Source organism: Pantoea sp. E956-1 (genome assembly GCF_982223955.1).
On the sequence record NZ_CEUYZP010000014.1, the window covers coordinates 55235 to 68000 of the forward strand.

Genomic DNA, 12766 nt, shown 5'->3' on the forward strand with positions numbered 1-12766 from the left:
ATTAAGTCATGGCAGCACAGACGGGTAACCAGCATGTACAGGAAGCCTTCTGGTCTCTTAAGAAAACAACTGGAGCAAATTCAAACAACGGCACGCTGACGCCGCGAGACACCGTTCAGGACTTGCCGGACTGGGGCGTTGTGGCTGAAGCCGTCACGGATCTGGCTGAGCCAGGATTCAATACTGCACCGCAGGAATAAAAAAGCCCGCACATGGCGGGCTTCAGTGACTGGACTCATATCCGTTTGGATTCGGCTGCGCCTACAAGGGATGTAAGCGGTATATTGAACATTTCATGCAGGTTGCGGATCATTGGCAGCGTCAGCGCACGCTTATGATTCAATACCTCATAGACACGGTTCGGCCGTCCAATTGCCGGCACCAGGTCTTTCGCTGTCAGCCCCATCTGCTCCATGCGAAATTTAATCGCTTCTACCGGATCGGGTGCCTCAATCGGATAATGTTCCTGCTCGTATTTTTCAATAAGCAGGATCATGACGTCCAGAAAGTCCCCGGCTTCACTTCCCGGTTCTGGCTCGTTGTCGAACAGGGGAGATACGGCAGCCAGAGCGGCTTCATAATCTGCTTCACAGTGAATCGGTTTGATTTTATAAGTCATCACATTTCCACCGTATTTGCGTTTATCTTGTCGTATTCAGCATGCGTTCCTACAAACTTTATGTAGACCGCCTGAAACCTGTAAGCCACTGCAACGATCAGACGGTAATGATTGCCTTTAATATCAAACACCACCCGATTGTTGCTCAGGAAATCTGCCGTTCTGTACTTATCCTTGATGTCCTGTGGCGTTTTCCACTGAGCCTTACTGACTTCATCTACCCATGCTCTTAACGGCTGCTCCGCCTGATTATGAGCCTCCCAGAATAGTTTGAGAGACGCGATCGATATAATTCGCACTGACTTTCCCTGTAGTCCCATTATGGGACTAGCTTAACAGCCCCATAATGGGGCTTCAAGGTTTAAGGCGCATCTTTGTTTTCAGGTAACTTGTATGGGTAAACAGTGATGAATCAGAGATATTGCCAGGTTCGCGCTGGATGACACTAAAAATCTTTAAGCATCCTCAACGCAAAAAAAAACCCGTCTGCGACAGGTTTTCAGGCATAGAAGGCGACAGTCACCGCTCCGGCATTACGGCTTCTTAAATTTATCTTCGACCTTCTCTTTCGCTTCCGCGATTTTGTCACCGGCTTTTTCCGCGAAACCCTCTTTATGCGCTGGCTCGCTGCCTGGCGTGACCGGGCGGGTGTCGTGGTCAGCGCGGGCCTGACGCGTGCTTTCAAGTAACGGATCGGCCACAGTACGATTCCCGGTCAGCCGGTCTGCGCCGAGAGGATCTGTACTGGCATGGTCAATATCCACTTCCTGACGGCGTACCGAATCGTTGATGGTTTCAACCCGATCGCTTGTCTCTTTACGTAACACCACCTCTTCAATGATCTCCGCGGTCTTATTAATCACGGGCTGCTCATGCGTCTCTTCTACTTCGACAGTTTTTTCAGACCAGTCAACATGGGTGGGTGAACCTGATTCATTCACGGGACGACGGAAGATTGCGGCGTGCTGCTCATGCAGCGAGACATTCTCTGACACCTGATCGGTGACAGTGTAGCGGCGAACGCGGGTTGATCCTTCGCTGACCAGACGTTTACCCACTTCCAGCCGCTCCTCGGCCAGACGCAGTACATCTTCGTCACTTTCATCACCGGTCAGGGCAGTACGGGCAGCGCCACGATGGGCAGGATCGGTAGAGAGCGGATCGACGGCGACATTATCCTGAAGCGTTCCACTGGCAGGTGCAGTCAGCCCATCACTGGTCGCGTAATCATCGGGCAGCGCCGCACTGCGCTCGGTAAGCTCTTCATGTGCATCAAGGATGCCCAGGGCGCGAGGTAACTCATCTTCATCGGCCCGCAGCGACAGCACCACTCCGCCGGTTCTCATCGCGTCTTCATAGACTTCGGCCTGATCCTCCTCCAGCGTATTGCCGAACAGGCGTTGCCAGAAGCCAGGGTGACGGGCTTCCTGACCTTCGGTACGCAAACGATCACCGGAGATGATATCAATGTCATCATCCAGGAACCCGGCCTTGATCAGGTTACGCTTTGCACCCTCTGCCAGTGAGAGATTGCTGAACATTGTTACGATTGTTTCACGCGCCATGTTGTGTTCCTCGGTGATGGATTCGGACGGCTCTGAATAGGGTGTTCGGGTCAGGTGAGCGTGCTGTTTGCGCAGGGAGACAACCTGTTCTGTCGCTTCCTCACTGACAACTTTGCGGATATGCCACTCCTCTTTCAGCACCAGATGACGAACGATCTCGACTTCTTCTTCGACGATCGGAATGATCAGCACGCCATTTTCTTCACGGATCTCCGGCATCTCAGCCAGCCGTTCCGACTTAGGAATGCGTTCTATTTCCGCTGTCTGATGCCGGAGCATCAGCGCAATCTTCTGCTGATGCTCAGTGACCTGTCGGGTAACCCTGACATGACCGTCGATGATCATCTGTTTCGAGACCTCAACAGTTTCCTCCGCCAGGCTTATCACCTGATCGCTACCCTCTGACCCTGGTTTTTCAGGAGGTTGATTGTTCATGTTTAACCTGCCTGTGATACAGAGCGATCATTTGTACTTTTCTTTGCCTGAAGCATAAGTCACTGCTTTTCGGTTAATTAAAGCCTGGCACAAACACTGGCAAAAGATAGCAAAAAGCAGAAAAACGCCATTATATGAAGATAACGTGGTGCTAAAATCGGATAAGCGGTACGGCAGATAAAAAATAACTAACGAAGCGGCCGACAGTGAAATCTCTCTTATCGCGTGGGCGAAAAGAGGATCAATCAGACGTTAACCTGACCTGAAGTGAATCAGACATATCGGGTCAGGGGTTGAGCCATTCGCTTTCCTGCAACTCGCCATGAGCCGAATACCGAAACAGGGCGCGCTGATTTTCGTTTCGCTGAAGCTGATAAGCGTCCAGCACACTGGCCTGCAAAATCACCACGCCAAAGCGGAATTCTCCGGTTTCCGCTGCCATTGCATCAGGCGTCTCATCAGCCGTTGCCCGTGCTTCACCCGGTGGTCCGCCGGTGTAAGTCTGCCTGGTGTACTGCGGTAACGCACGCCAGGCTGCCCGGGCAACATCACTTCCCGCCGCATAACACTCAACCCGCCCTGCCAGCCGTAACTGCAGGCGACGCTGATGACAATATCCCACCACGGTAACCTGCGGATTCGCCGCCATCTCCTGCCACTTCGGGCTGCGAACATCCGTATGAAATGTCAGCATCCGGCGGTCGTCGGCACACTGGCGCAGAACCACGGTGCGCGCCTGAGGTCGCAGCTGAGCATCGACCGTACAGAGCATCAGATAACGAAATCCGGATTGCGGGTCGGCAGCAGCCTCCTGCAGGGCTGCCCAGGCTGCTGCTTCAAAGGTTTTCAATTCCATGGGGATTACTCTCATCAGGGTCAATTTTCAGCCATCTGGCTAAAAGCGTAGCTTTAATGTGAGCAGAAGGCCTGCCAGCGCAGCGATAAGAGCAAATGCAGCCAGTGAGACCTGGAGGCCAATGCACAAATGCAGGCGCTGTTGAGATAGCGTCGGGATTGCGGGATACCTCGCAGAGCGGCGAAAGCCCGTCCCGCCAGTCAGCCACTCTGTGTTATTTTTGTGCCATCGCCACAGAGATTCGATCCGCAGGGAGTTGCACGATGACAACTGAAGAGTCAGCTAAAGTACCGGCTGAAATGCCGCTGAAAGTCACCTCACCGCGCCTGACTTATCGGCCACTTCGGCAGGAAGACTGGCCCTTCTATCTGACAGTCAGTCAGGATAGATCGGTGATGCAGTACATCAGCGATCCGCGCAGCGCTGATGAGATCAGAACCCACTCATTTGATGTCCGTCTGCCCGCCTGGTTCAAGGGCTGCAGACACTGGCTCTGTCTGGTTATCGGGGAAAAAACATCCGGTTCTCCTGCTGGCTTTTGCGGGTTTATCGATCGCGGAGAGGGTATTGCGGAGTTTGGCTTTATTCTGGCCGCAGACGCGCAGGGCAAAGGCTACGGCAGCGAGTCTCTGCATGCCATTATCACCTTCTGCTTTGAGCAACAGGATTACCGCAAACTGATCGCGACGGTGACGGCAGGCAATGCGGCCTCACGCAGGACCCTGATCTCGGCGGGCTTTGTGCAGGAGGGAACGTTGCGGCAGAACTTCTTTCTCAACGGCCAGTGGCAGGATGACTGGATCTTCGGCTTGCTGAAACAGGAATACCGGCCCGCACACTCATCCTGAGGCGCAGACTATCAGCTCGGGCATCCTCCTCTCCGGTCGCCACAGTCAGATCGATTCGCGTGGCGTGACGTCATAACCACTGGCGACAGCGGGTGGATAGTGCTCCTCTCCGCACAGCATCGCCTCGAAGTCCGCCGGCGTCAGTGGCTGGCACAGACCATTGCCCTGCATAATGTCGCATCCGGCGGCGGTAACAAAGGCGATCTGCTCTTTGTCTTCCACCCCTTCGGCGGCCACCCGGATACCCAGGCTTTTGCCGAGCGCGGTAATTGCCCGGAACATCATACGCACCCGCATGCTGGAACCCAGCTCGTGCGTCATCGACTTATCGATTTTAAAACCCGTCACAACGCTGTAGCGCAGCAGGTTAATTGCCCCCAGCGTACGCCCGTAATGATCGATAACGAACGAGGCTCCCGTTCGGCGTACGGCGTCAACCTGAACCGGCATATCCTGCATCAGCACGGCCAGCAGTGGCTCATCCACTTCCAGCTCAACAAAACCGGCATCGCCTCCGGCACTCTCACGTATCACCGTCTCCAGGCTGTTCCCTGCCAGCTGGCGCGGAAACAGGTTGATGCTGACGCGAAGCTGAGGAGAGCGAACCTGCCACTGCCGGACCTGTGCCAGAGCATTGCGGATGATCCATTCACCCAGCGTGACTGAAAGCGGACTTTTAACCAGCATGCCGATAAATTCTGCCGGCAACAGCAGCCCGCGTGTCGGATGCTGCCAGCGCACCAGCGTTTCGCAGCCAATAAGCCTTCCGCTTTCAACGTCGTAGCGGGGCTGATAGTAAAGAGTGAACTGCTGCTGCCGCACCGCCGTTTCCAGTTCGCGCTCAAAGCGGCGGCGCTGCTGCTCCGCTTCACGAAACGCGGGCATAAACAGCATGCTGCAGCCTTTACCCGACGCTTTGGCGCGGTAGAGCGCCAGATCAGCGGCGGACATCACCGAAGAGGGATCCCTGCCATGCTCAGGGTAGGAGGCGATGCCGGTGCTGGCACCAACCACCACCGGCGAGTCGTGATAGCGGAACGGCGTCTGTACCGCCACAATCAGTTTTTCTGCCGTAATTGCCGCTTCTGCACTGCCGCCCGCTAACAGGATCACAAATTCATCCCCGCCCAGGCGCGCAGCCGTCACGGCACTGGCGCAAACCGCACGAATCTGTTCGGCAACGTGGCACAACAACGCATCGCCTGCGGCATGCCCCAGCGTATCGTTAACCTCTTTAAAACCATCGAGATCGGTCATCAGTAACGTATAGGGAACGCCCGCCCTGGTCAGCTGGCCGACCTGATCCATAAAGGCGCTACGGCTGGCGAGACGTGTCAGCATATCCAGTGAAGCCAGCTCACAGAGCCGCGCCTCACTCTCATAACGGGCTGTGACATCACGGATTATCATGCCCACCAGCCGCTCGCCCTCTTCACGCCAGCCCGAAAAAGAGACTTCTGCCGGAAATTCACGACCTTCACGCGTGACACCCCATATCTGCAAAGAGCGAGGGTGCGAGATAGCCGCTTCGTCAGAAGTAATCCGGACCAGTTCATTACGGTAGTCAGTCTGGCAGCGAGCCGGGATCAGCTCGCTGATATACTGGCCGCGCATCTCCTCTGCGCTGTAGCCAAACAGCGCGGTGGCAGCCGGGTTCCAGAAGGTTATGCCACGCCGAAGGTCGGTGCAGACAATAGCGTCAGGCGAAGTGGATGAGATCGCCTCAAGTCGCTGCTGGCTGGTATAGCGCAATAGCTCCAGGCGATGCATCTCCATGCGATCCATCACCAGTGCAGCAATATCGCTCAGATGCTTGCGATCCTCTGCGGTCAGCGGCTCACGCGGATGACTGTCGGTCAGGCAGACCGTGCCAATGTGATGTCCATCCGGAGTGGAGAGCGGGATCCCTGCGTAAAAGCGGATAAAGGGGTAGCCGTGAACCAGCGGGCTGTCGCGGAAGCGCGGATCTTTCAGCGTATCGGGCACGCAGAGGATATCGCCCTGCGCCAGCGTATGGTGGCAGAAGGCAACGTTGCGCGCCGTACCTGAAATATTCAAACCGTAACGGGAAGCGAAGAACTGTCGCTTTTCATCGATAAGCGAGACAAAAGCAACCGGCACCCGAAACAGCCGCGCGGCAAGCGTAGTGAGGCGATCCAGCGCATCGGTCGGCGGTGAATCCATCAGATGATACTGCTTAAGTGCGTCGAGGCGAGCCGCCTCGGCATCATGATAAACTGGACGTTTCAGCGTAACTCCCCTCTGATGTTATCTGCTGTGGCTGGCCTGCCACACCATAAAGAGGACACGTTCAATCAGACAGAACGCGCAGAGTTCACTGCCGACCCGCTGCCAGAAGAAAGGCCCGTCAGTGAACCCGGCAGCAACAGGTTGCCGCGCTGAGCCCGATAAGTCTGACGCCGCAAACATAAAGGCATCAGTTAACACGTTATGCCTGGCGGAGAAGGTGTGGTAAACGCCCAACATTATCTGGCCAGAGCAGAGCAGGTGAGCGCTAAGCACGCTTCGCTTAACTCTTTATATCGGCCCGACATGACTTTACTTAAGAGAAAACAGGGGCTGAAGGCCTTACTTTTTTAACTTCGGTACCAGTTGATAGTGCGGATGCTCTCCGGCCAGCAGCATCAGCAGTTCGTATTCTCCCTGGCTGAGCAGCGCAGGATTTTTCGCTGCTTCTTTGGTCTGCCAGACACGCTGGCTAAGATCGAAACGCTCGGCTGCAATCTCCTGAGAGAGACCGGCAGCAAGGCGCAGTTCACGTACGTTGTGCTGGACGGCAACAGGCCGCTGTAAAATCTGATTTCCCATATAAATACTCCGCATACGGTGCCCCGGCGAGATGGCCGGGCGGAAGAACACGCCTGCGGCCAAAACATAAATTTGAGTTAAGTTTTAAACGCCCGGCGTTTTACACTTATCAGGAAAGCGTAACGCGCCGGTAAAAACAGAGAAAATAACCTGAATGATATTTAAATCACTGCCCGGATGATTTTTGCACTGCTGAGACTAATCATTGCCATTCTGAATGGTGGCATTGATCGAATGATGATCAACGTCAATCGCAGCCTCAGAAAATGACCGTTTCATTCATTTTTTAAAAAGAGTGAACGTTAATCGTTATTCCGTCCCGGACAGACATTATCTACAGTTCAGAAAAAATACGTTCAGGCTATGCCCGGGCAAACGTTGCCCAGCCGCCTTTTTCAGCAGGCGTGACGCGTTTAGTCTCTGCGGCGAGAGGAGGATGCGGCAGGGTAAAGCGCGTAATGACGCTGCCCAGCGTTTCAGTCTGTCCACTGAGACTGCCTGCTGTCGCCGAAACCTGCTGAACCAGCGTCGCATTCTGCTGCGTTACGCGATCAAGTTCAGCAACGGCGACCGTGACCTGGGCAATCCCTTTGCTCTGCTCATCCGACGCCAGCGCAATCTGTCCGATCAGTTCATTCACGCCGCCGACGCCGCGCAGCACGGCTTCCATGGTGGTTCCTGCGCTCTCAGCCGCCCGCCGTCCATCGTCAACGCGTGCCACGGTATCGGCAATCAGCTCTTCGATCTCTTTAGAGGCAGCAGCACTTCGCTGTGCCAGTGAACGTACCTCACTGGCGACCACCGCGAAGCCGCGGCCCTGTTCACCCGCACGGGCAGCTTCTACAGCGGCGTTTAACGCCAGAATGTTGGTCTGAAACGCAATACCATTGATAGTGGTGGTGAACTGCCGGATTTTTTCTGATCCCTGAGCGATGCTGGTGATGGCTGCCGATACCAACTGAACCAGTTCTACGCCCTGCTGAGTCGTATCCGTGGTGCTGGCAGCCAGTTCACGTGCCTCCCGGGCATTCTGTGCATTGTGACGCACGGTGACGGTGATCTCCTCCATGCTGGCTGCGGTCTGCTCCAGCGCAGCAGCCTGAGTGGATGTCCGGTCAGAGAGATCGGCATTACCCGCAGCGATGTCGCCCGCTTCACGATGAAGAATGGCTGCGTTGTCTCGGATAGCGCTGACCGTCTGCAACAGACTGTGCTGCATCTCTTTGACCAGCGGCACCAGTTGTCCGACACAGTTGCGCCCCAGATCTTCCGGCTCGCGCGTCAGATCGCCATCGGCAATAATTTTTAAATGACTGCGAATTTTACTTACCGGACGCACCAGATGAACGACCAGATAGCGGTCGCAAAACAGCAGCAACGCTACTGCCGCCAGCAGGGCTGACAGCAAAACGCCCTCAAGCCGGTGCCGGTCAGCCTTCAGGGGGGCCTGATTCCCGGCCAGCTGCTGCGTCACCTTGTCCAGCTGCGCACGGGCAACCGTTGCGTATTCTGAGGGGGTTGTCGTGAGTGCCGCGCGGAAGCTATCCCAGTCAGCATCGGCCGGGGTGGAGGCGACGAGCGCGTTTTTATCGGCTGGCGTACCGCTCTGCATGACGATAGCGCTGTGCGCCAGAAAGCTCAGCTGCTGCGTCAGAACGGCTGAACGATCGGTTTGACGAAAGATATCGCGCACTACCTGACTGCTGTAACCGCCTGCCAGTACGACGATGCCCAGTGAGACGATCATCATCCACAGCACAACGCGGCGGATAGTGAAATGCCTGAGTGAATTCATGAGGTTTCCCCGATGTTGTCATTGGTGTAGTTAAAATTAAGCAAAAATAAGTTATGTCATCTACTTTAGTGCATTATTATATAGCGCACTATATTTATGCTTTATATACTGGCAGGATATTTAAGAAATTAAAAGTTTTTAACGACAAAATAATAGAATCGTAATTACTAAAATATTTCGTTAAAGAAAAGGGCTTTGCTATTCTGACCAGCAGTGGCGTGCAGTGTGATAAAAAATAAATGGTCATGACCCTTTCTTTTTGCAGAATTTGCCTGTAGTCATGACGTCCTACCCTTCAATTTTTCTGTTTAATTTCGCGCCGTAACCAGCCGGTGCGGAGGAATCCATGCTTATGAGTCTCAGCGACGGCGACGATTGCCGTACGCGAACCCTGCACGCGCTGCGCAGTAACGACGAAAGTCGTGACGATGTGTTGCGACAGTTCGTCCGGCTGGCCAGCCAGGCACTCGGTATACCCGGCAGCTTTATCTCCGTACTGGATGATGAGATGCAGCATGTAAAGGCCGCGCAAAATTTCACACTTACTCAATCCTCCCGGCAGGACTCGCTCTGTAGGCATGCAGTGGACAGTGACAGCACCGTAGTGGTACCCGATACGTTGCTGGATACCCGTTTTGCTGAGCATCCGCTGATTACTGGCGCGCCTTTTATCCGCTTTTATGCCGGCGTACCGCTTAAAAGCAGCACAGGTCTGATACTGGGTACGCTGTGCGTGACTGACACCGCGCCTCATCCCTTTAATGCGGATCAGGTCGCCATGCTGAAGATGCTGGCGGCACTGGTGATGTCATTTCTTGAGGCCTGGTACTCGGCCGGCTTTGCCGACCCGGTAACCGGTCTGCCCAACCGCCAGCGTCTGATTCGCGACCTGCAATTTCTTGCCGCCTCCGGTGACACCACCCCACGGCGGCTGGTGCTGATTGACTGTATCGATATGCCGCGCGCCTACGAACTTGCGCGCTCAATGGGCATGGGGCCGGTTGAAAGCCTGTTGAAAGATGTGGCGACACTGCTGCCGCTGCGCCTGAGGCCTGCGGCTGGGGAGATGCTCTACACCGTGGCCACCGGGCGCTTTGCCCTGCTGACACGTCAGGAGAGCAGGCTCACTGCCAGCTGGGTGGCAAACAAGCTGGCCGGGATCAGCGCGGATCTCGGCGATGGGCTGTCGGTGGCACTGATGACCCACACCGGGGAGGCGAGTTTCAACACCGGGGAGATGCCTGCCCAGGAGATCCTGCGGCGGGCGGTCAGTGCGCTGCACGAGGCCATTACCCGTGACGTCGCGTCAATGCCTTTCAGTGAGGCCACGGATACACGCCATACGCAGGACTTCACCCTGATGCATGACCTGGCCATCGCGATACGTCAGGATAAGGGCTTGTGGCTGGCGTATCAGCCTAAAATCTGTCTGCACAGCGGCAAGCCGATTGGACTGGAGGCCCTGATTCGCTGGCAGCATCCGCAGCGCGGCGAACTATCTCCTGCACAGTTTTTACCTTTTGCGGTGCAAACCGAACTGCTCAGCGAGCTGACCGCCTGGGTAACAGAGCACGCCATCGCCCGACTCTCCCGACTGCGCAACAGCTATATTCAGCTACCCATCACCATTAACGTCAGCAGCAGCGACTTTTCCCGTGACGGTTTTGCCGACGAGCTGGAAGAGCAGATGATCAGGGCGAAGCTCCCGGTTTCTCTGCTGGGCATTGAATGTCTGGAGACCGAACGGATTCTGGAAAGCGCAACCGCAATGCGGGGGCTTGAGATGCTAAAACTTCGTGGATTCGGTATTTCACTGGATGACTTTGGTACCGGCTACAGCAACATCAGTTATCTGCGACGCATGCCACTGGACGTAATCAAGCTGGACCGTTCATTGATCAGCGAGATTTCATCTGACACCGCATCGCGTGTCATCGCCCGCAGTATTATTTCGATGCTTAAAGATCTCGATTACATGGTACTGGCTGAAGGCGTGGAGAATGCGGAAACCGTTACGGCGCTGACGGAGTTCGGCTGCGATCAGGCGCAGGGATTTTTCTACTCCAGGCCGCTGCCGGAAGCGGCGCTGGATGAATGGCTCGGCTGGCGATTGCGCAGTAAGTGCTGAGCCTGTCCCACCCACCCCGGAATCTTACCCGGCCGAATCAGTCGCGCTGACCCCCTCATGTCCGGCAATGATGACGGTATTACGCCCGGCGGCTTTTGCTTCGTAAAGCGCTTCATCGGCACGCCGCAGCAGAGAGTCGCGATCGCTATCCTGAACACTCCGCGAAGCCACCCCGGCTGAGATGGTCATCGTTCCGGCAAACGGAAAGGTGGTGGCGCTGACGGTCTCACGGATGCGTTCCGCGGTGCGGACGGCATCAGCCAGCGTGGTATGCGGCAGCAGCAGAATAAACTCCTCGCCACCAAACCGGCTGACGATATCGCCGGTGCGACAGGCCTGACGCAGTAAGGCAGCCAGGCTCACCAGAACCGCATCACCCGCGTCATGCCCATACCAGTCGTTTATCTTCTTAAAATGGTCAATATCAATGGCGATGGCACACTGTTCATGCTCGCTGTCTGACTGCGCCGCCAGCGCCGAAAATCCGCGTCGGTTACAGAGCCCGGTCAGCGGATCGGTCATCGCCTCATCGTTTAGCGCGGCAAGGTGACCCGCAACAGCGTGGCGATGCGCCTGCACGGCTTCTTTGAGCCGGTCAGCCTCGTAATACCAGGTTTTGACCGTGGCGAGAGATTCCGCCTGGGCTTCGCTGCCGCCATCGCGCACTCTGTCCGCCAGCTTTTCCAGTGGAGAGGCGATTCGACCGGCCATGAAAGCAATCATGGCCGCTGTTATGGCAATAATCCCCAGAACGAACCAGATGGCGCTTTCCGCCGTGCGCATCAGAATATGCCTGACCGTTTCGGAGGTGCCGGTAATAAACACGTTCCAGCCGGTTTTATGCAGCGTGCCATAACCGGTGAGATAATTTTTCCCGTCATTCTCCAGCGTGAAGTGCCCACTATCCGTGGTGGCCAGCCGCTTCTGGAGTGCCAGGCTCAGCAGCATCCTGGTGCCCACCAGAGCCGGATCGTGACTGAATATAATCAGCCCTTCATTGCTGACCACACTGACCGTCGATCCTCTGCTATAAAAATGCTGGCTCAGGATCTCGCTCAGCATGCTCTGTTTTTTAAGATAGATGGTGCCGCCAATGTAGCCCAGATAGTGGCCCTCTTCGCTGAAGAGAGGCTGAGATAAAAACACCACATAATTCCCAGCAGCAGAGGTAAAGGGCGCAGAGATAAAGGGCTTCTGGGTCGCAATCGCCTGCAGGCTGGCCGCCGAATGCAGCTTCACACCAATCAGATTCAGACTATCCGGTGAGGTTGCCGCAATGATGGCATCATGATTGACCACCACCACCGAGTTGAAAAAGCCCGACTGCATTCGCAGACGTTCAGTCTCCCCTTGCAGCCGTTGAGTATTGCTCAGCTCCCTGATCTGCGAGGCACTCCAGGCAAGTTCACGTTGCGCTGTCGCCAGGTAACGATCGGTGGTGTCGGCCAGTTTGCGGGCATAGGCAATGTTCCCTTCAAGCAGGCTGTTTTCGATATTGGCCTTCTGAAACAGCAGCAGCGCACTCAGCAGCAGACCGGAGGTCAGAATGACGCCCCCGATGGAGAGCAAAGTCAGCAGCGAACGAAGGCGCATTTTTTCATGGAACATTGCAGTCGGGATCCGGATTAAGTGTCATCTGAGTGTAACAGTAGACGTTTCTCGTCAAGGGCAGAACAGAAGATGATTTACAT

General features: G+C 55.4%; 11 protein-coding genes. 3 read left to right on the forward strand and 8 right to left on the reverse strand.

The window, feature by feature from the left end; translation table 11 throughout:
- Nucleotides 1–8: 8 nt before the first annotated feature.
- A complete protein-coding gene (locus AC0T7J_RS22995; protein ID WP_473797532.1) occupies nucleotides 9–200 on the forward strand; it encodes a hypothetical protein in 192 nt (63 codons plus the stop codon).
- A gap of 35 nt (nucleotides 201–235) precedes the next feature.
- On the opposite strand, the gene AC0T7J_RS23000 is transcribed toward AC0T7J_RS22995, so the two are convergent.
- From AC0T7J_RS23000 to AC0T7J_RS23015, 4 genes are all read right to left on the reverse strand, one after another.
- On the reverse strand, nucleotides 236–619 hold the full coding sequence (locus AC0T7J_RS23000) for a helix-turn-helix domain-containing protein (RefSeq protein WP_473797535.1): 384 nt from the start codon (nucleotides 617–619) through the stop codon (nucleotides 236–238).
- Complete coding sequence (locus AC0T7J_RS23005; RefSeq protein ID WP_473797538.1) at nucleotides 619–918, reverse strand: type II toxin-antitoxin system HigB family toxin; 300 nt, start codon at nucleotides 916–918, stop codon at nucleotides 619–621. Before AC0T7J_RS23005 ends, AC0T7J_RS23000 begins: the two co-directional genes overlap by 1 nt.
- 234 nt (nucleotides 919–1152) lie before the next feature.
- A complete protein-coding gene (locus AC0T7J_RS23010) occupies nucleotides 1153–2619 on the reverse strand; it encodes a YsnF/AvaK domain-containing protein (RefSeq protein ID WP_473797541.1) in 1467 nt (488 codons plus the stop codon).
- Between the two features lie 286 nt (nucleotides 2620–2905).
- A complete protein-coding gene (locus tag AC0T7J_RS23015; protein ID WP_473797543.1) occupies nucleotides 2906–3475 on the reverse strand; it encodes a pyridoxamine 5'-phosphate oxidase family protein in 570 nt (189 codons plus the stop codon).
- Nucleotides 3476–3738: 263 nt separating this feature from the next.
- On the opposite strand from AC0T7J_RS23015, the gene AC0T7J_RS23020 reads away from it, so the two are divergent.
- Complete coding sequence (locus AC0T7J_RS23020) at nucleotides 3739–4323, forward strand: GNAT family N-acetyltransferase (protein ID WP_473797546.1); 585 nt, start codon at nucleotides 3739–3741, stop codon at nucleotides 4321–4323.
- Nucleotides 4324–4368: 45 nt separating this feature from the next.
- Here the strand turns inward: AC0T7J_RS23020 and AC0T7J_RS23025 are convergent, their stop codons facing one another.
- The 3 genes from AC0T7J_RS23025 to AC0T7J_RS23035 form a co-directional block, all read right to left on the reverse strand.
- A complete protein-coding gene (locus AC0T7J_RS23025) occupies nucleotides 4369–6507 on the reverse strand; it encodes a putative bifunctional diguanylate cyclase/phosphodiesterase (protein ID WP_473797549.1) in 2139 nt (712 codons plus the stop codon).
- A gap of 405 nt (nucleotides 6508–6912) precedes the next feature.
- Nucleotides 6913–7152, reverse strand: coding sequence for a hypothetical protein (locus AC0T7J_RS23030; protein ID WP_031593758.1), 240 nt, complete (start codon nucleotides 7150–7152; stop codon nucleotides 6913–6915).
- Nucleotides 7153–7513: 361 nt separating this feature from the next.
- Nucleotides 7514–8947: a methyl-accepting chemotaxis protein gene (locus AC0T7J_RS23035; RefSeq protein ID WP_473797552.1), complete on the reverse strand. Its 1434-nt coding sequence runs from the start codon at nucleotides 8945–8947 to the stop codon at nucleotides 7514–7516.
- A 346-nt stretch (nucleotides 8948–9293) separates the two neighbouring features.
- On the opposite strand from AC0T7J_RS23035, the gene AC0T7J_RS23040 reads away from it, so the two are divergent.
- A complete protein-coding gene (locus AC0T7J_RS23040; protein ID WP_473797554.1) occupies nucleotides 9294–11075 on the forward strand; it encodes a sensor domain-containing diguanylate cyclase in 1782 nt (593 codons plus the stop codon).
- A gap of 24 nt (nucleotides 11076–11099) precedes the next feature.
- Here AC0T7J_RS23040 and AC0T7J_RS23045 read toward each other — a convergent pair whose 3' ends face one another.
- Entirely contained in the window at nucleotides 11100–12683 is a 1584-nt protein-coding gene (locus AC0T7J_RS23045) for a sensor domain-containing diguanylate cyclase (protein ID WP_473797558.1), read from the reverse strand.
- Nucleotides 12684–12766 lie beyond the last annotated feature (83 nt).